Annotated in this window: 16 protein-coding genes and 1 tRNA gene; 11 read left to right on the plus strand and 6 right to left on the minus strand. The window is 75.3% G+C overall.

Features of this window, described 5'->3' with window-relative positions:
* The first annotated feature begins 144 nt into the window (after positions 1-144).
* Positions 145-678 (plus strand): hypothetical protein, encoded by a 534-nt coding sequence (locus AB0F11_RS06270; RefSeq protein WP_362168988.1) that lies wholly within the window; start codon positions 145-147, stop codon positions 676-678.
* 67 nt (positions 679-745) lie between these two features.
* Complete coding sequence (locus AB0F11_RS06275; protein ID WP_362168990.1) at positions 746-1,279, plus strand: hypothetical protein; 534 nt, start codon at positions 746-748, stop codon at positions 1,277-1,279.
* Between the two features lie 16 nt (positions 1,280-1,295).
* Here AB0F11_RS06275 and AB0F11_RS06280 read toward each other — a convergent pair whose 3' ends face one another.
* Positions 1,296-1,856 carry a DUF1707 and FHA domain-containing protein gene (locus AB0F11_RS06280; RefSeq protein ID WP_362168992.1) on the minus strand — a complete coding sequence of 187 codons (561 nt, stop codon included), beginning with the start codon at positions 1,854-1,856 and terminating at the stop codon, positions 1,296-1,298.
* 235 nt (positions 1,857-2,091) lie between these two features.
* Here AB0F11_RS06280 and treZ point away from each other — a divergent pair, with 235 nt between their 5' ends.
* Complete coding sequence (treZ, locus tag AB0F11_RS06285; protein ID WP_362168994.1) at positions 2,092-3,843, plus strand: malto-oligosyltrehalose trehalohydrolase; 1,752 nt, start codon at positions 2,092-2,094, stop codon at positions 3,841-3,843.
* A gap of 42 nt (positions 3,844-3,885) precedes the next feature.
* On the opposite strand, the gene AB0F11_RS06290 is transcribed toward treZ, so the two are convergent.
* From AB0F11_RS06290 to AB0F11_RS06300, 3 genes are all read right to left on the minus strand, one after another.
* Positions 3,886-5,010, minus strand: a complete 1,125-nt coding sequence (locus AB0F11_RS06290; protein WP_362168996.1) for an aminopeptidase P family protein — start codon at positions 5,008-5,010, stop codon at positions 3,886-3,888.
* 77 nt (positions 5,011-5,087) lie between these two features.
* A complete protein-coding gene (locus AB0F11_RS06295; RefSeq protein ID WP_362168998.1) occupies positions 5,088-5,603 on the minus strand; it encodes a hypothetical protein in 516 nt (171 codons plus the stop codon).
* Positions 5,604-5,687: 84 nt separating this feature from the next.
* Positions 5,688-6,539, minus strand: coding sequence for a LysR family transcriptional regulator (locus tag AB0F11_RS06300; RefSeq protein ID WP_362169205.1), 852 nt, complete (start codon positions 6,537-6,539; stop codon positions 5,688-5,690).
* Between the two features lie 77 nt (positions 6,540-6,616).
* On the opposite strand from AB0F11_RS06300, the gene AB0F11_RS06305 reads away from it, so the two are divergent.
* Positions 6,617-7,423 (plus strand): hypothetical protein, encoded by an 807-nt coding sequence (locus AB0F11_RS06305; RefSeq protein ID WP_362169000.1) that lies wholly within the window; start codon positions 6,617-6,619, stop codon positions 7,421-7,423.
* A 79-nt stretch (positions 7,424-7,502) separates the two neighbouring features.
* Positions 7,503-7,575: transfer RNA gene (locus AB0F11_RS06310), tRNA-His, on the plus strand.
* A gap of 84 nt (positions 7,576-7,659) precedes the next feature.
* On the opposite strand, the gene AB0F11_RS06315 is transcribed toward AB0F11_RS06310, so the two are convergent.
* Positions 7,660-8,415 (minus strand): alpha/beta hydrolase, encoded by a 756-nt coding sequence (locus AB0F11_RS06315; RefSeq protein WP_362169002.1) that lies wholly within the window; start codon positions 8,413-8,415, stop codon positions 7,660-7,662.
* A gap of 238 nt (positions 8,416-8,653) precedes the next feature.
* On the opposite strand from AB0F11_RS06315, the gene AB0F11_RS06320 reads away from it, so the two are divergent.
* Positions 8,654-9,406 (plus strand): hypothetical protein, encoded by a 753-nt coding sequence (locus tag AB0F11_RS06320; protein ID WP_362169004.1) that lies wholly within the window; start codon positions 8,654-8,656, stop codon positions 9,404-9,406.
* Here the strand turns inward: AB0F11_RS06320 and AB0F11_RS06325 are convergent.
* Positions 9,393-11,453 (minus strand): phosphocholine-specific phospholipase C, encoded by a 2,061-nt coding sequence (locus AB0F11_RS06325; RefSeq protein ID WP_362169006.1) that lies wholly within the window; start codon positions 11,451-11,453, stop codon positions 9,393-9,395. The two genes, AB0F11_RS06320 and AB0F11_RS06325, sit on opposite strands and share 14 nt — an antisense overlap.
* A gap of 484 nt (positions 11,454-11,937) precedes the next feature.
* Here AB0F11_RS06325 and AB0F11_RS06330 point away from each other — a divergent pair, with 484 nt between their 5' ends.
* The 5 genes from AB0F11_RS06330 to AB0F11_RS06350 are packed head-to-tail and all read left to right on the plus strand — an operon-like array spanning position 11,938 to position 17,456.
* Positions 11,938-12,975 carry a 3-oxoacyl-[acyl-carrier-protein] synthase III C-terminal domain-containing protein gene (locus AB0F11_RS06330; protein ID WP_362169008.1) on the plus strand — a complete coding sequence of 346 codons (1,038 nt, stop codon included), beginning with the start codon at positions 11,938-11,940 and terminating at the stop codon, positions 12,973-12,975.
* Positions 12,972-13,742, plus strand: a complete 771-nt coding sequence (locus AB0F11_RS06335; RefSeq protein WP_362169010.1) for a glycosyltransferase — start codon at positions 12,972-12,974, stop codon at positions 13,740-13,742. The genes AB0F11_RS06330 and AB0F11_RS06335 overlap by 4 nt, the downstream gene beginning before the upstream one ends.
* A complete protein-coding gene (locus tag AB0F11_RS06340) occupies positions 13,742-15,310 on the plus strand; it encodes a class I adenylate-forming enzyme family protein (protein ID WP_362169012.1) in 1,569 nt (522 codons plus the stop codon). The genes AB0F11_RS06335 and AB0F11_RS06340 overlap by 1 nt, the downstream gene beginning before the upstream one ends.
* A gap of 47 nt (positions 15,311-15,357) precedes the next feature.
* On the plus strand, positions 15,358-16,506 hold the full coding sequence (locus AB0F11_RS06345; protein ID WP_362169014.1) for a cytochrome P450: 1,149 nt from the start codon (positions 15,358-15,360) through the stop codon (positions 16,504-16,506).
* Positions 16,503-17,456, plus strand: a complete 954-nt coding sequence (locus AB0F11_RS06350) for an NAD(P)-dependent oxidoreductase (protein WP_362169016.1) — start codon at positions 16,503-16,505, stop codon at positions 17,454-17,456. The genes AB0F11_RS06345 and AB0F11_RS06350 overlap by 4 nt, the downstream gene beginning before the upstream one ends.
* Positions 17,457-17,487: the final 31 nt, after the last annotated feature.

The raw sequence follows: 17,487 nt of genomic DNA on the forward strand, positions 1-17,487 counted from the left end.
CCCGAGCCCCACCCGCCCCCTCCGCCGGGAGGCGGGTGCGGACATGCGGGCCCCGGGGCCCGGTGGAATAGTGGGATGAGGCGGGGGTTCCCGGGGTGAGGTGTACGTCGGTCGTGGCGGAAATGCACCCGGAGGAGAGAAGCAATGCAACGGATCATTCGGCCCCGGCTTGCTCGGTTCGCCACTCCCGCTCTTGTCGGTCTCCTCGCGCTGGGGGCCGGCCCGGCCGCACAGGCGGCCGGCAGTCGTGCTCCTGCAGCCGTGCCTGCCGACGCCACCTGCAAGCTGGTCCTCGACAAGGGCAACTCGAAGCCCGGGTACTTCCGGTACGCCATCAAGGCGAGCGAATTCACCGCCGGAAGCTCGTACTCGATCATCGGCATCAAGCACGGCGGCGCCGGCGGCAAGGTGTCACCGCAGGGGACCTTCAGCATCAACAAGCTGGGGCCCGGGGACTACGGCGTCTCGACCAAGGAAGAGGGCACCGTGCTCTGCGGTCACACGCCGAACGCGCCGAACAAGAGCTGGCAGTACAACAAGGCCTACAACAGGGCGTACAACGACGTCGCGCAGGACTGCGACGCCGACCCTCCCAAGAACCTGAACAAGCAGCGCGGTGACTTCCAGCAGGGCTACCGCGACGGGATGGCGGCTGCAAAGACGGACTTCTGTATCTAGTGGGGCGCTTGCGCGAAGACGCGAGGACGCAAAGAGGCGAGGACGCGAGGACGCGAGGAGAAGGGCAATGCAACGGAGCATTCGGCATCGGCTGGCACGGTTCGTCACCCCCGCTTTCGTCGGTCTGGTCGCCCTGGGCGCGGGTCCGGCAGCGCACGCGCTGGACGGTCCCGCTTCCGCCGCGCTGCCTGCCGACGCCCACTGCGTGATGGTCGTCGACAAGGCCAACTCGAAGCCCGGCAAGCCCGTCTACGCCATCAAGGGAAGCGAGTTCACCGCCAAGAGCACGTACTCGATCATCGGTATCAAGCGCGGGGGCGGCGGCGGACCGGTGTCGGACCAGGGGACCATCTTCTCCGGGAAGCTGCCGCCCAGGAACTACGGTGTCTCGACCAAGGAGGAGGGCACCGTGCTCTGCGGCTCCACACCGAAGGCGCCGAACAAGGACTGGCGGTACACCAAGGGCTACACCACGGCGTACGAGGCGATCACGGACGACTGTGACGCCGACCCTCCGGCGAACTTCAACAAGCAGAGCCCGAGCTGGCAGCAGGGCTACCGCGACGGAGCCGCGGCGGCGAAGGAGGACCGCTGCAGCTGACCCGCCGGACAGGCCCCTAGTCCGCCGACAGGCGGAAGGCCATGCGGCCGAAGCCGACCTGGTCGCCGGCGCGGACCACGATCGAGCCGGTGACCCGGCGGCCGTTGACGGTGGTGCCGTTGGAGGAGCCGAGGTCGGTCAGGATCCACCTGCCCTCCCGCATGGCGAGCTCGGCATGGACCCGCGAGACCGTCTCGTCCGTCAGGCGAAGGACGTTGCCCGGGTCGCGGCCGATCCGCAGGGCCGGTCCGTCCGGGTGCGGCAGCAGCAGCTTCGGGAGCCGCTCCGCGTTCCAGGCGCGCCGGATGCCCGCGGACACGGCGGACATCCGGCCCACCCATCCGAACAGGCGGCCGGTCCAGCGCCCTTCGGGTTCCGGCTCGACGAGGTCGGCGGTGAGGACCGCGAGTTCGTCGGCACGGCGGGCGGCAAGGGCGAGTTCCATCCGGCGCACGAAGGTGTCGTGGGACATCTTGCCCATGGCAGCACCCTCGCGGAGCTGGCCCAGGGCCCAGTCCCGCTCCGCGTCGGAGAGACGGGGGACCGGGTAGGCGGAGAAATTGAAACTCGACGTCACAGGGTGATTGTCGGCCCGTCAGGGCCGTAGTGTCCAGAACTGTCCCGGCCGTCCCGCGATGATGGCCCGACGATGGTTGCCTCGGCGCATGGCGAGGCGCATGGCATGGCATGGCTTGGCTTGGCTTGGCATGGAGGCATGGCCTGGCATGGCGGCAGGGCATGGCATGGCATGGCATGGCATTGCATATGACGAGGCATACGTTCCGGTGGCACTGCTGACGAGGGGACCGCCCGTGCAGTTCGAGGTGTGGGCACCGCTGACGGACCGGGTCGCGCTGCGGCTCGGCGACGCCGCGTACGAGATGGCGCGCGATCCGGACCGCGACGGCTGGTGGGTCGTCGAGGCCCCGGCCGGCGACGGGGACCGCTACGGGTTCCGGCTGGGCGACGAGCCGGCCGTGCGGCCCGATCCGCGCGGCCGGCGGCTCCCGGACGGTCCGGCCGGCCTGTCGGCGGTGGTGGACGTGGAGTCGCTGGCGCAGGGCGGGTCGGCGCCCTCGCCCGGGGTCCGGCTGCAGGATGCGGTCCTGTACGAGCTGCACGTCGGGACCTTCACCCGGGAGGGCACCTTCGACGCGGCCGCCGCCCGCCTGCCGCACCTGGTCTCGCTCGGCGTCACGCACGTCGAGCTGATGCCGGTCTGCCCGTTCCCCGGCCGGCACGGCTGGGGGTACGACGGCATCGCGCCGTGGGCGGTGCACGAGCCGTACGGGGGCCCGGCCGGGCTCGCCCGGTTCGTGGACGCCGCGCACGCAGCGGGGCTGGGGGTGGTGCTGGACGTGGTCCACAACCACCTCGGCCCCTGGGGCAACCACCTCCCGGCCTTCGGCCCGTACTTCACCGACACCCGCCACACCCCGTGGGGTGCGGCGGTCAACCTGGACGCCCCCGGCTCGGACGAGGTGCGCGCGTACCTGATCGGCAGCGCCCTCGCCTGGCTGCGCGACTACCGGATCGACGGGCTCCGCCTCGATGCGGTGCACGCGCTGGCCGACGAGCGCGCGCTGACGTTCCTCGAGGAGCTGTCGGCGGCGGTGGACGCGCTCGCCGCCGAGACCGGCCGCCCGCTGTTCCTGATCGCCGAGTCCGACCGGTGTGATCCGCGGACGACGACCCCGCGGGCCGCCGGCGGGCAGGGCCTGCACGCCCAGTGGAACGACGACTTCCACCACGCCCTGCACGCGGCCCTGACCGGCGAGTCCCAGGCCTACTACGCCGACTTCGCCGAGGCACCGCTCACCGCCCTGGCCAAGACCCTGACGCGGGCCTTCTTCCACGACGGGACCTGGTCCTCCTTCCGGGGCCGCACCCACGGCCGGCCCGTGGACCGGCCCCGCACGCCCGCCCACCGGTTCGTCGGCTACGGCCAGACCCACGACCAGATCGGCAACCGGGCGCTCGGGGACCGGCTCTCCGCCTCCCTCGCCCCGGGGCTGCTGGCCTGCGCGGCGGCCGTGGTGCTGACCGGGCCGTTCGTGCCGATGCTGTTCATGGGCGAGGAGTGGGGGGCCGGCACGCCGTGGCAGTACTTCACCGACCACCCGGACCCGGGGCTCGCAGAGGCCGTGCGCACGGGCCGGCGGCGGGAGTTCGCCGCGCACGGCTGGAAGGCCGAGGACGTCCCGGACCCGCAGGACCCGGCCACCCGGGACCGGTCCTGCCTGGACTGGACCGAGCCCGAGCGCGACCCGCACGCCCGTCTGCTGGCCTGGTACCGGACCCTGGTCCGGCTCCGGCGCGGCCACCCGGACCTGCGCGATCCGGACCTGGCCTCGGTGCGCGTGGCGTACGACGAGGAGCGGCGCTGGCTGACCTTCCGGCGGGGCGAGGTACGGGTGGTGCTGAACCTCTCCGACGAGCCGGCGACCATCGCGCTGGGCCGCAACGGCGTACGGGTGCTGGCCGCCTGGGAGCCGGTGGACCACCCGGGCCCGGACGGCCGGCTCCACGTCCCGGCGCGGACGCCGGTGCTGCTGGCGCCGTAGGGGCCGCCCGGCGGATGGGGGCCGGGTTCCGGGGGCGGTGCGCTACTCGACGACCGCCAGCTCGCGCGGGGCGGCGTTGAGGCTGCGGCCGCCGTCCTCGGTCACGGTGACGATGTCCTCGATGCGCACGCCGAAGCGGCCGGGCAGGTAGATGCCCGGCTCCACGGAGAAGCACATCCCGGGCACCAGGGGCTGCTCTTCGCCCTCGACCATGTACGGCGGCTCGTGGGTGGTGACGCCGATGCCGTGGCCGGTGCGGTGGATGAACCGGTCGCCGTACCCGAACTCGGTGATCACCGCGCGGGCCGCCCGGTCCACGTCCTGGCAGGCGATCCCGGGGCGGACGGCGGCCGAGGCCGCCCGCTGGGCCTCGCGGACGATGTCGTGGACGCGCTGCTCCTCGGCGGTGGGCTCGCCCACGTGCACGGTGCGGGAGATGTCCGAGCCGTAGCCGTGCTTGAGGCCGCCGAAGTCGAGGACGACCATGTCGCCGCGGGCGATGACCCGGTCGCCGGCCTCGTGGTGCGGGTTGGCGCCGTTGGGCCCGGAGCCGACGACGGTGAAGTCGACCTGGGAGTGGCCGTGTTCGCGCAGCAGCGCGGCCAGGTCGGCGGCGACCTCGTGCTCGCGCCGGCCGGCGAAGGGCACCTCGAGGATCCTGGCGTACGCGGCGTCGGCGGCCGCGCCGGCCGCCGCGAGGCGCTCCAGCTCGCGGCGGTCCTTGACGGCGCGCAGCATGGGCAGGGCGTCGGTCAGCGGGGTGTACGAGGTCCCCGGCAACTCCCGCTGCAGACCGAGCAGGTGCAGGGCCCAGGTGTTGTCGCTGACCGCGAAACGCCCGCCGGCCGGGAGGCGCTCTGCGGCGATCCGGTACGGGTTCTTCCCGTCGACCCAGTCGCGCAGGCCCAGGACGGCCGCTCCCGGGGCCGCGGCGGCGTCGGGGGCTTCGAGCGCGGGCACGACGAGGACGGGGTCGCGGTCGGCGGCGAGCACGAGCAGGGTCAGCCGCTCGGTCTCGGCGGGCGGCCGGTATCCGGTGAGGTGGGCGAGGTCGGGCCCGGGGGCGACGAGCACCCCGTCGAGTCCGGCCTCGGCCGCGGCGTGCAGGGCGGCGTCCATCCGGGCGGCGTAGTCGGCGGCGGTGAAGGGTTCGGGCGCGAGGTCCATGCGGTGATCCTCCCGCCGCGGACCGCCGGGCGCGAGGGGATTCGGCCCGGGCGGCCCCCGGCCGAGCCCGCCGGGATTCAGGTGCGGCAGCGCCGCGCGTAGTACTGCCAGGTCAGGGCCGCCAGCAGCGGGCCCCACAGGACGAACAGGCCGCTGGTCACGGCGGCCAGCAGCGCCCACCATCCGTTCGCGAAGTGCGGTGCGGGCACGCCCGCCAGGCCGAAGGTGCCGAGGACCCAGTCGGCGAGCAGGGCCAGCGCCCCCAGCGAGGCGAGGACCGCCGGGACGAGGACCACCGCCGGGCGGACGGGGCGGCCGCCGATCAGCGGGACCCGCTGCGGCACCACCTCGCCCCAGCCGCGCACCAGGGCGAAGCAGGACAGCGCGGCGAGCTCCGACAGGATGCTGAGCCCGAAGATGTACGGCACGGAGAGCCAGAGGGAGTCGGGGAAAGGCCCGTCGTCCCGCAGCCCCATCGGGAAGTGGAAGGCGAACGGCAGCCGCCACAGGCACACCGGCAGCATCAGCAGCGGGATGGCGCGGGCGGCCCGCTCGGCCCAGCGGGGCACCGGGCGCATCGTTGTCTCGGTCATGGGACCAGCCTGCGCGGCGGGGCGCTGCGGATCGTCGGTCCGTGGTGGTCACCGGCGCTCCCCCGTGTGGGGGAGGCGGGTCCGCTACGGGGTGGACGCCGAGGCCAGGCGGGCGGCGAGGGCGGCGGCCGCGCCGGTCGGGGCGCCGGGGCTGAGCAGTTCCGTACGGTGCACCAGTCGCGGGTCCGCCAGCGGTACGGCCGTCCCCGCGCCGGCGGCCTCGGCGACCCGGCGCGGCAGCAGGGCCAGGCCGTGTCCGGCGGCGGCGAGGGCGCACAGGGCGTGCAGGTCGGTGCCCCCGTAGCGCAGGGCGGGGGTGGTGCGGACGGCGGCGGGGGTGAGGCCGGCGTGCGGGGCGTCGAGCCAGCGCGCGTCGGCGAGGTCGTCCAGTCGGACGGAGGGCCGCCCGGCGAAGGGGTGCCCGGCCGGGAGCAGCACGGCCAGCTCCTCCTCGCCGATGCCGGTGACGGTGAGCGGGGCCACGTCGGGCAGCCGGAGCGGGTCGCTGCGGGCGGCGAGGCCGTCGACGAGCCCGAGGTCGCAGCCGCCGGTGGCGAGGGCGGCCGGCACCTCCGAGCGCGGCAGCACCCGCAGCTCGACCCCGGTGGCGGGCAGCGCCGCGAGCAGCCGGGGCCCGACGGCGAGCGGGGAGGCGGCGAGGGTGACCCGCCCGGGCGGCGCGGCGGCCAGCCGCAGCACGTCGGCGCGGGCCGCGTCGAGCCGCAGCAGCAGCGGCCCGGCGTGCTCCAGCAGCCGTGCCCCAGCGGGGGTGGGCTCCACGGGGCGCCGGGTGAGCAGCTCGGTGCGCAGGTCGCCCTCCAGGGCGGCGATGTGCTGGGAGACAGCGGACTGGGTGTAGCCGAGCTCGCGGGCGGCGGCGGAGAAGGAGGACAGCCTGGCGACGGTGACGAAGGTGCGCAGGAGGTGCGGATCCATGGTCATCAGCTTTGCTTATCGGGGGTGCAGGAACAATCGTTGGCGCTGAAGGCGGGCGCACCTCGAGGATGATCCACATGAAGACCGCGAACACCACAGAGCCCACGCCGACCTCCCCCGCCACCTCCCCCGCCACCTCCCCCGTCGCCCGGATCGCCCTCGTCGGCGACCGCTCCCCGCACGTGACGTCCCACGTCCGGATCCCGCTGCTCTTCGACGCCCTGGCCTCCCGCGACGGGCTCGTCCTCGACGCGTACTGGATCCCCACGGCCGACGCCGAGGCCGAGGCGGCCTCCGGGGCGCTGGCCCGCTTCGACGCCGTGTGGGTGCTGCCGGGCAGCCCGTACGCCAGCGAGGCCGGGGCGCTGGCCGCGATCCGCGTGGCCCGCGAGGAGGGCATCCCGTTCCTCGGGACCTGCGGCGGGTTCCAGCACACCCTGCTGGAGTACGCCCGCTCGGTGTGCGGGCTGACCGGGGTCGCGCACGCCGAGAACGACCCCGACGGCGAGGACATGCTGATCGCGCCGCTCGCCTGCTCGCTCGTCGGGCACGAGGGCGTCGTACGGCTGGAGCCGGGCACGCTGGCCGAGTCCGTGCTCGGGGCCGAGCGGAGCATGGAGCGCTACCACTGCAACTACGGGCCCGACCCGCGGCACCTGCCGACGCTCGCCGCGCACGGGCTGCGGCTGACCGGGCACGACGAGGACGGGCAGGTCCGGGTCGCGGAGCTGCCGGGCCACCCGTTCTTCCTGGCCACGCTGTTCCAGCCGGAGCTGTACGGCGACGGGACGCGCCCGCACCCGATCGTCAAGGCGCTCGCGGCGGCCGCCGTCGCGCACGCCGCCGGGTGCACCGGGCAGGGGGCCGTCGCCCTCACCGCGTGAGACGGCGCGGCGCAGGACCACCCCGCTGATCGGCTATGCTGTGCATGCACATCGAACGGGTGGTCCGCCGCCCTTCGTGGTGGGTGTAGCTCAGTTGGTAGAGCACCTGGTTGTGGTCCAGGTGGCCGCGGGTTCGAGTCCCGTCACTCACCCTTTTGGCCCGTAGGGGCACGAGGTCTTCCTCGTGCCCCTACGGGCGTTTCGGGGCGGCAATGGGGGCGGCGCGGCGCGGCCGGTCAGCTGCGCAGGAAGTTCTCGACCGCTGTGACGAAGGCAATTGGCGTCTCGTGCGGCGGGTAGTGGCCGGCGCCGGGCAGGGGGTGGACCCGGCAGTTCGGGTACGAGACCTGCCAGGTGGCGCGCATCACATCGGGGGTGAGCGCGAGGTCGTGCTCCCCGACGAGGACCAGCACCGGGACGGTGTTGCCCTTGACCGCGGCGGACAGGTCCAGCGGCTGCCAGCTCTCCAGGTACGCGGCGAAGGCCTCGGGGCGGGAGACGGCGAGGGAGTGCGCGACCATGCGGTTCAGCCAGTGGCCGCTCGCACGGTGACCGGTGACGAGGTCGAGGATGATGCGCCGGTTCTCCGGGCTGCCGGCCGCGCCGTGGAAGAGGGCGTGGGTGGCGTCGTCCATCTCGTACGGGCCGGCCGGCACCGGATTGATGCCGATCAGCTTCTCGACCCGCTCGGGGGCGCGGACCAGGACCTGCTGGACGGCCTTGCCTCCCATGGAGTGGCCGAGGAGGGAGAAGGTGTCCCAGCCGAGCTCGTCGGCGAGGGCGAGGACGTCGTCGGCGATCTCGGGAAGGGTGTAGCGGCCTTCGACGTCCCGGCGGTCGCCGTAGCCGCGGTAGTCGAGGAAGGCGTACGAGAACCCCTGCGGGTCCAGGTAGTCCAGCACGGAGCCCCAGTTGGCGGAGGTCCCGAACCAGTCGTGCAGCACGATGGCGCGGACGGGTCCGGTGCCGATCCTGCGGTGGGCGATGGCCATGCGGTCTCCCTCGGTGACGGGTGGCGGAGTTGGGTCCGGCGTCGGCCTCTGCGGTACGGCGATGCCACCGGAGGCCGACGCCGTACGTTCTGCCCACCCCACCCGCCCCCACACCGCCCGACGTCACGCCACGGCGTACTCGGTGTCCCCGACGTCCGCCACCACCCGCAGCTGCCCGCCGATGGCCCCGCCGCAGGACGCCAGGGTCTCGGCGAGGAGCCGGACCTACCATCGCGTCATGAAGCCGATATCCCGCACCGTGCGGGTCAGCGTCCGCGGGGCGTGGGGGGCCGGGGCGGGGCGCCCGTACCACCCCGCAGCGTACGAGGTCCTCGACCCTGCGGACATCGCCGACGTGCTCGCCGCGTGGCCGGAACCGGCCGGCGGAGCCGGAGGGTCCCACGGGGCCTTCGAGTGCATGTGCCTCGGCCACGACGGCGCGGTGACGCTGTACGAGGCGAGCGGGCAGGTCGTCCGCTCCCTGGTCCCGGCCCGCGCCGAGCCGCTCGCGCACCTGCTCGGTCCCGACGCACCGGACGGGATACCGGCCCGGCACCGGGCCCGGTGGGTGCGGGCGGCGCCCGCGGGCCTGCGGGAGTACGCCGAGGCCCTGGCCGGCAGTGGGGCCGCGGACGGGCACCGTCCCGCCGTACCGCTCGCCGCGGTGTTCGGCTGGCTCGGCGCGCCACGGCGGGAGCCGGACGACGCCGCCTCGGTGCTGGCCGAGGCCGCCCCGCTGCGGCTGCTCGCGGACGCCCCCACGGCGGACCTCGCCTGGGCGGTCCGGGAGACCGACCGCGCCGGACTGGAAGGGGCCGTACGGTTCTTCGCCGGCGAGCACTTCACCGGCCGCCACCCCAAGCGCCGCCGGGTCCCGGACACCGCGCGGAACCTACTGCTGGCGCACGCCCGCAGCCACCGCCCCGGGGACCTGCCGGTCCTGGAGCGGCGGCTGCTGAGAGGGGCCGAGGACCGGGTCAGACGGTCCTGAGGGCCGGGTCCGAGAGGCTCGGGGCGCCCGTCTCGACGTGGCCGGCGAAGCGGCGCAGGAAGGTGGTGTCGAGGTCCGAGACGACCTTCACGTCGTACCAGCGGGACGAGGCACGCAGGTCCACCGTGTGCGAGGCGGTGGCGCCCGCGGCGACGCGGAGGGTCTGGGCCGCGCCCCCGTAGGCATTGGTCACCGTCAGGTTGACCGCGGCCGTACCGGAGTTGACCAGGGTCAGCAGCAGGTTGCCGGTGGCGGCGTCGTGGCGGGCCGTGACCTCGGGGCCGGCCTTCTTCGCCGGGCCCCTCCAGGTGCGCAGGAACCCGTTCGGGCCCCAGACCGTCAGGTCGATCCGGTTGCCGGTGGAGCTGCTGGTCGACCAGGTGTCCGAGAGGATCTTGCCCGCCTCGACCGTGTAGGGCCACGGGCCGTCCGTACGGTTGCCCGAGGTGCTGTGGAAGTGGGCGCCCAGGGTCGGGCCGGAGGAGAAGGTCAGGGTGAACTTGCCCGTGGAGACGGTGGCCTTGCCGTCCACGTACGGGGCGTAGCCCAGCGCGCGGGTCGGCTTGGAGCCGGCCTCCTGCTTGGGCAGGGTGCCCGTCGCCGGCGGGACCGGGTGGTAGGAGGGGTGCGCGTTGTGGTCCGGCGGGAGGTAGCCGGCCGTGGACGGCAGGGACGCGGGGGTGGCGTCGGCCTGGGTGAAGTCGAAGGCCGAGGTCAGGTCGCCGCAGACCGCGCGGCGCCACGGCGAGATGTTGGGCTCCTGCACCCCGAACCGCTTCTCCATGAACCGGATCACCGAGGTGTGGTCGAAGGTCTCGGAGCAGACGTAGCCGCCCTTGCTCCACGGCGAGACCACGATCATGGGCACGCGCGGGCCGAGGCCGTAGGGGCCGGCCGTGTAACCGCCGCCGCCGGGGTAGAGGTCGCGCGTGACGTCCGCCGTGGACAGGCCCCAGGCCGAGGACGCCGGCGGGTACGGGGGCACGACGTGGTCGAAGAAGCCGTCGTTCTCGTCGTAGGTGATGAAGAACGCCGTCTTCGCCCACACCGCCGGGTTCGCGGTCAGCGCGTCGAGGACCTGCGAGATGTACCAGGCGCCGAAGTTGACGGGCCAGTTCGGGTGCTCGCTGAACGCCTCGGGCGCGGCGATCCAGGAGACCTGCGGCAGGGTGCCGTTCACGACGTCGGCGCGCAGGCGGTCGAAGTAGCCCTCGCCCGCCTTGGCGTTGGTGCCCGTACGGGCCTTCTCGTACAGCGGGTCGCCCGGCTGGGCGCCCCGGTAGCTGTTGAAGTACAGCAGGGAGTTGTCGCCGTAGTTGCCGCGGAAGGCGTCGCCGATCCAGCCCCAGGAGCCCGCCGCGTTCAGGCCGTCGCCGATGTCCTGGTAGATCTTCCAGGAGATCCCGGCCGCCTCCAGGCGCTCGGGGTAGGTCTTCCAGCCGTAGCCGGCCTCCTGGTTGCCGAGGACGGGGCCGCCGCCGGTGCCGTCGTTGCCGGTGTGACCCGTCCACATGTAGTAGCGGTTGGGGTCGGTCGCGCCGATGAAGGAGCAGTGGTAGGCGTCGCAGACCGTGAAGGCGTCGGCGAGCGCGTAGTGGAACGGGATGTCGTTCCGCGTCATGTACGCCATCGTCGTGGCCGTCTTGGCCGGGACCCACTTGTCGTACTTGCCGTTGTTGTAGGCCTGGTGGCCGCCGGCCCAGTCGTGGTTCAGGCCCTCGACGAACTGCATCCCGAGGTCGCTGACCTGTGGGTTGAAGGGGAGGATGTCCTTCGTCCCGTTGGACTGGTAGAAGACGGACTTCCCGTTGTCCTGGAGCACCGGGCGCGGGTCACCGAAGCCGCGGACGCCCTTCATCGTGCCGAAGTACTGGTCGAAGGACCGGTTCTCCTGCATCAGGACGACGATGTGCTCGACGTCCTGGATCGTGCCGGTGGTGACCTGCGCGGGAATGGCGGCCGCCCGCGCGATGCTCTCGTTCAGCATCGCCGCGGCGGCGCTGCCGCCGGCTATCTGCAGGAACCGGCGGCGGTTGAGTTCAGCCATGGATGACGACCTCTGCGGGTGAGGGGGGTGTCGAGGGGCGCCCCAAGGACAGCGCGTCCGGGGTACCGGCCGGGGATCAAACCGTGACGCCTCGCGGTACAGCGGGCGAACGCAAGCCCTCCCGCACGCTCCGCGCATCTGCCGGAATGACCTCCCAACGCTGCGCATGGGGGACACGGGGGGGGAACGGGGAGCAGCCTGCCGGCCGCTCCGCTGGTGGAACGGTACGGGCAACCGCTCCCCGCGCAACAGGGCCTGGCTCGCGCCCCAGCCGGGTGTCTTCGGGCGCCGCCCCACGCCCCGCACCTCAAACGCCGGCGAGGCTGGTTGTTCCGACCCCTGGCTTCGAAGGCTGGGGCGGGGGGACTTTGCCGCCCGCGGCTTCGGAAGCGGGACTGGTACTCAGAGGGGCTGGGGCCTCGGGGGTGGCTGGTTGAGCACGTGTACTCAGGTTCGGGCGGCGGTCGGTTGCCAGGGTGGGGGCATGTTTCTTCAGTCGCCGTCCGAGTCCGCGCGCGGGCCCGCGCCCCGGGCCGGGATAACCGCCGTCGGCAGTGTGCTGCCGGAAGAGGCCGTCTCCTCGGAGGCGCTCCAGCAGGAGGTGTCCCGGCGCAGCGGACTCGCGCTGCCCCCGAGGCTGCTGGCCCAGGCCACCGGCATCCGCTCCCGCCGCGTCGCCCCCGACGGGGTCTACGCGTCCACCCTCGCCTCCGCCGCGGCCCGCCGGGCCCTCGCGGCCGCCGGGCTCACCGCCCCGGACGTCGACCTGCTGCTGTTCGCGTCCGCGTCCCGCGACATGGTCGAGCCGGCCACCGCCCACATCGTGCAGGCCGAGCTCGGTACGCGGGCCCACGCCCTCGACGTCACCAACGCCTGCAACAGCTTCGTCAACGGCATCGACCTCGCCCGGGCGATGATCCTGGCCGGGCGGGCCCGGCGGGCCCTGGTCGTCACCGGGGAGACCCCCAGCCGGGCCGTGCAGTACGAGCCGGCGGGCCCGGCCGAGCTGCGCAGCGGCTTCGCCGGGTACACCTTCGGCGACGCCGGCGCGGCCGTGGTGGTGGAGGCGGTGGAGCGCGGCGGGATCCTGGACGTGGACACCGAGACGCACTCCGAGCACTGGGAGGTCGGCGGGATCCCGGGCGGCGGCTCGCGCCACCCGCGCGGGGACGCGTACACCTACTTCCGCGGTGACGGGCACGAACTGCGCGGCGTGTTCGAGAAGATGGGCACCGCCGTCATCGACCGGACCCTGCACCGCACCGGCCTGGACTGGGACGGGTTCGCCCGCGTGCTGGTGCACCAGGTGACGGTGCCGTACCTGGAGCGGTTCGCGGAGCTGACCGGGGTGCCGGCCGGGAAGCTCGTGGTCACCGTGCCCGAGCTCGGCAACGTCGCGAGCGCGAGCATCGGCGTGCAGCTCGACCGGGTGTTTGAGGAACTTGCCCCCGGCGAGCGGGTGTTGTGTGTGGGGCTCGGTGGCGGGATCAGCGTCATGACGATGGTCTGGGAGAAGTCGTGAGCGGGTCCGGGCCGGCCCGGGGTACGGGGCATGCGCTGTGGGTGGTGGTGCCCGCCCACCAGGAGGAGGCCCGGCTCGCGCAGACGCTGCGGGCGCTCGCCGCGCAGCGGGACCGGGACTTCACACTGCTGGTCGTCGACAACGCCTCCACCGACGGAACGGCGCGCGCGGCAAGGGAGTTCGCGGCGTCAGCGCCGTTCCCGGTGCACGTCGTCGAGGAGCCGGAGAAGGGCGTCGGCTCCGCCGTGGACACCGGCTTCCGGTACGCCATCGGCCGCGGCGCCACCCTGCTCGCCCGGACCGACGCCGACTGCCTGCCCCGGCCCGGCTGGACCGGCGCGGCCCGCGCGGCGCTGACGGCCCGCCCCGGGCTGGCGTGCGGGCGCGTCACCGCCCGGCGCGACGAGCACGGGCCGCTCGGGCGGGCCGGCTTCGCCGTGCTCGTCGCCCTCGCCGCACTGTTCGGGCGGCTGCGGCCGCAGCACGCCCGCCGCCACGGCTTCCGCGCCCCGTACCGCATGCACGCCGGGAACAACATGGCGATCACCGCCGAGCTGTACCTGGCCGTCGGCGGCATGCCGCGGCGGCCCTCGCCCACCGACCGGCTCTTCCTCAACGCCGTACGCCGCCACACCGACCGGATCAGCCGCTGCCGCGGCATGGTCGTGGAGAACTCCACCCGCCGGCTGCGTGCGTACGGGATCGCCGGCACCGCCCGCTGGTACCTCGACCAGGGCAGCGGCCGCCACGGAACGGACCCCCGCTGATGCTCGACCGACTCGACCACGCCGTGCGCACCGTCCGCCCCGAGCGGCCCGCCGTACTGACCTCGGGCCGCAGCGGCGCGCCGCGGGTGCGGATGCGGCGCGGCGAACTCGCCGACCTGGCCGATGCGTTCGCCGCGGCCCTGCACGCGCGGGGGCTGCGGCCCGGCGACACCGTCGGCGTCGCCGTACGGCCCGGGCCGCGGGCCCTGGCCGTGCTGCTCGCCCTGTGGCGGCTCGGGCTGCGCGGGGCCGTCCTCGACCCCGGCGCCGGGCCCGACGTGCTGCGCGCCCGGCTGGCGCTGGCCCGGCCCTCGCTGGTGCTGGCCGACGCGGCCGCCCAGGCGGTCGCGGGGTGGGCCCGGCCGCTGGCCCGCCGGGCCCGGCTCGAACTGCCCGACCTGGCCGGGCTGGGCGGGCCGGTGGCCACCGTCGGGCCGCGGCTGCCGGGGTGCGCGCCCGCGCTGGACCTCGGGGCGCGGCGGGCCGGCGTACCCGGGCCGGGGGCGGGTCCGGACCCCGACGCCGACGCGGATGCGGTGATCGTGTTCACCTCGGGGACCACGTCGAGGCCGCGGGCGGTGGTGCACACCCGGGCGAGCCTGGCCGCCGGGATGGACACGGTGCACGCGCTGTTCACGGGCGCAGGGGAGCCGACCGCCGGGGCTGCCGGGGCGGCGGCGCCCGTGCTCGGCGGGACCTTCTTCGTGCTGGTGCCCGCCCTCACGCGCGGCGCGCCGGTCGCCCTGCCGGCCCGCTCCCCGCGCGTCCTGGCCCGGCAGCTGGACCGGCTGCGGCCCGCGGACACCTATCTGACCCCGCCGCAGCTGCGGGACGCGCTGCGCGTCGGCGCCCGCTTCCACGGGCGGGTGTGGACCGGCTCGGCGCCGGTCTCCGCCGAGCTGCTGGGCCGCGTACGGGAGGCGGGTGCCGGGCAGGCGTGGGGCGTGTACGCGCTGACCGAGCTGTTCCCGGCGGCGGCCGTCGAGGCGGCCGAGAAGGCGGCGTACGACGACGGGGGCCGCGGCGGCGACCTCGTCGGGGCGCCGCTGCCGGGCGTGACCGCCAAGGTGGACGAGGACGGGCAGCTGCTGCTCGCGGGGCCGGCGGCCCGGCACCGCTACCTGGGCGAGGAGCCCGAGCCGTGGGTGCGCACGGGAGACCGCGCACGGCTGGACGGCTGCGGCCGCATCGTGCTGGAGGGAAGGACGAAGGACATGGTGCTGCGCCGGGCGGAGAACATCTACCCGGGCCTGTACGAGCCCGCGCTGCACGTGCCGGGCGTGGAGCTGGCCGTGCTGGTCGGGGTCCCGGCGGACGGGGGCGCCGGCGGGGCCGACGGGGCCGACGGGGCCTCGGGCGATGAACGCCTCGTGGCCGTGGTCCAGCCGCGCCCCGGGGCGGCGGCGGCGCAGCTGCGCGCCGCCCTGGCCGGCCCCTTGCGGCGGATGGGCTCGGCGCGGCCCGACGCCGTCCTGTTCGCGGAGGTCCCGCTGGCGGGGCGCTCGCGCAAACCGGACCGGGCGGCGGCGTCGGCCCTGGCGGCCGCGCGGCTGCGGGGCCGGCGATGAGGGCGGCCGGGGCCGGGGCGGCCGCGGCGCGGCGCCGTGATCGGCGGGTGTACCTCCGCAGCCACCCGGTGCTGTTCGCGCTGCTCGCCGCCACGCGCGGGCGCGGGGTGCGCCGGCTGGGTCGGGTGGTGCTGGTCCACGACGCGGGCGCCTACCGCGAGGCGCTGACCCGCCTGCCGCTGGACCGTACGGCGACCGGCACCACCGGCGGCGCGGCGCGCGAGGCCCTGGCCGGGGCGGGCGCCCCGGGCGGCGGGGTCCTGTTCGACCAGGAGGGCAACGGCCACCGGGCCGGCCGGCGCGGCCTCGCCGCGGGGCTGGGCGCGGCCGGGGTGGAGGAACTGCGCGCGCTGTGGCGGCCGTTGCTGGAACGCCGGCTGGCTCCGCTCGCGCACGGAGGCGAGGTGGACCTGGCGGCCCTGGCCCGGGAGCTGTCCGGGACGGTGGTCTGCGCCCTGCTGGACTCCCCCGCCGACCCGGTGGAGGTGGCCCGCGCCTGCGCCGAGGCCGCCTCGGCCTCGATCCGCACCCACCTCCCGGGCCCACCCCGCCCGGGCGCCGCCGCCAGGGCCACCGCATCGGCCCCCGCGCTGCGGGCGTTGCTGTCCCCCGCCGCAGTCGGGCCCTCCGACGCCGGCGCCTGCCCGGTCGCGGGCCGGAGCCGGGGCGCGGTCGCGCCGGCGGTCGAGGGGCCGGGGTGGGACGGGGCCCTGGCCGCCATGGTGGCGGTGGCTGCCGTCAACACCAGCGTGGCCGCGGTGCCGCGGGCCGTGGCATGGTGTGCCGATGCCGGGTTGTGGGCGCAGGCCGCGGATCCGGGAATGCTGCCGCGGCTGGTCGACGAGTTGCTGCGGGTCACCGCGGCCTCGCCGGTGCTGCCGCGGGTGGCCGCCGCCGACGGGCGGGTCGGTGGCTGCCCGGTCCGGGCCGGCGACCGGCTGCTGCTGGTCGCCCGGCATGCCGCCCGGGCGCACCGGCGGGACCCCGACGCGCTCGACCCGGTCGCGCCCGCCGACGCGCATCTGGTGTTCGGCGCCGGCCCGCACGCGTGTCCCGGCGCGCGGCTGGCCCGGGCCCAGCTGGCCGACGTACTGGCGGCGCTGGCCCCGTACCGGCCGCGGGTCGTCCGCGCCCGGGTGGACCGGCGGGCGGCGCTGCCCGGCTGGCGGGTCCTGACCGTACGGGCCGCGTCATGACCCGGATCGCGGTGACGGGAGCCTCCGGCTTCTGCGGCGGGCACGTGGCGCGGGCCGCGGCGGCGGCCGGCGCGGACGTGGTCTGCGTGGGGCGCCGGCCCGGGCCCGTCGGGGAGCACCGCCACTGGGACGCCGCCCGCGCCCTGCCGGACCTCGCCGGGGCGGACGTGGTGGTGCACTGTGCGGCGGCGGTCGGTGATCCGGCGCCCGGTTCGCCGGGCGAGGCGGAGATGTACGCGGTCAACGTGGCGGGCACCGAGCGGCTGTTGGAGGCCGCGGGGGGTCGGCCGGTGGTGTGGGTGAGCAGCGCGAGCGTGTACGACCCGCGGCGGGACCGCAGCCTGGTCCGCGAGGACCATCCCCGGGCCGGGCACCTGAACGCGTACGGCCGCAGCAAGGCGGCGGGCGAGGCCCTCGCCCTGGCCGCCGGGGCGGTGGTACTGCGGCCGCGGGCCGTGTACGGGCCGGGCGACACCACGCTGCTGCCGCGGATCCTGTCCCGGGTGCGGGCGGGGACGCTGCTCCTGCCGGGCCCGGACGTGCCGCTGAGCCTGACGGCGGTGGAGAACCTGGCCGGGGCCGCGCTGGCCGCGGCCGGGTGGGAGCCGGGGGCGTACAACGTGGCCGATGCGGAGCCGTACGGGCGGGACGCCGCCGTGCGGTGGGTCCTGCGGGCCCATGGCATCCGGGCCCGGATCCGCCATCTGCCGCTCGGGGCGGCGTGGGTGGCGGCCCGGGCGGCGGAGCGGCTGTCCGGGGGCGGCGAGCCGGCCCTGAGCCGCTATGCGGTGGACCAGCTGGCGCACCCGGTGGTCCTGGACCTCACCCGGTCCCGCTCCCAAGGCTGGACCCCGCACCGCACCCTGCGGGACCACCTGTCCACCCTGCCGGGCAGTCGGGTGACTGCTCCGAGGACCTCTGCAGAGGCGGTGGGCAGCGACTACGCTTGACATGGTCACGGGCAAGGTTGAACGAGGGGGG

The sequence above is a fragment of the Streptomyces sp. NPDC032472 genome (genome assembly GCF_040636955.1).
GTDB lineage: Bacteria > Actinomycetota > Actinomycetes > Streptomycetales > Streptomycetaceae > Streptomyces.

Bases quoted from the DNA above. Each gene is read 5' to 3' on its own strand.
- AB0F11_RS06270 (WP_362168988.1), top strand. From the start codon at position 145: ATGCAACGGATCATTCGGCCCCGGCTTGCTCGGTTCGCCACTCCCGCT.
- AB0F11_RS06275 (WP_362168990.1), top strand. From the start codon at position 746: ATGCAACGGAGCATTCGGCATCGGCTGGCACGGTTCGTCACCCCCGCT.
- AB0F11_RS06290 (WP_362168996.1), bottom strand. From the start codon at position 5,010: ATGGACCTCGCGCCCGAACCCTTCACCGCCGCCGACTACGCCGCCCGG.
- AB0F11_RS06295 (WP_362168998.1), bottom strand. From the start codon at position 5,603: ATGACCGAGACAACGATGCGCCCGGTGCCCCGCTGGGCCGAGCGGGCC.
- AB0F11_RS06300 (WP_362169205.1), bottom strand. From the start codon at position 6,539: ATGGATCCGCACCTCCTGCGCACCTTCGTCACCGTCGCCAGGCTGTCC.
- AB0F11_RS06305 (WP_362169000.1), top strand. From the start codon at position 6,617: ATGAAGACCGCGAACACCACAGAGCCCACGCCGACCTCCCCCGCCACC.
- AB0F11_RS06315 (WP_362169002.1), bottom strand. From the start codon at position 8,415: ATGGCCATCGCCCACCGCAGGATCGGCACCGGACCCGTCCGCGCCATC.
- AB0F11_RS06320 (WP_362169004.1), top strand. From the start codon at position 8,654: ATGAAGCCGATATCCCGCACCGTGCGGGTCAGCGTCCGCGGGGCGTGG.
- AB0F11_RS06325 (WP_362169006.1), bottom strand. From the start codon at position 11,453: ATGGCTGAACTCAACCGCCGCCGGTTCCTGCAGATAGCCGGCGGCAGC.
- AB0F11_RS06330 (WP_362169008.1), top strand. From the start codon at position 11,938: ATGTTTCTTCAGTCGCCGTCCGAGTCCGCGCGCGGGCCCGCGCCCCGG.
- AB0F11_RS06340 (WP_362169012.1), top strand. From the start codon at position 13,742: ATGCTCGACCGACTCGACCACGCCGTGCGCACCGTCCGCCCCGAGCGG.
- AB0F11_RS06350 (WP_362169016.1), top strand. From the start codon at position 16,503: ATGACCCGGATCGCGGTGACGGGAGCCTCCGGCTTCTGCGGCGGGCAC.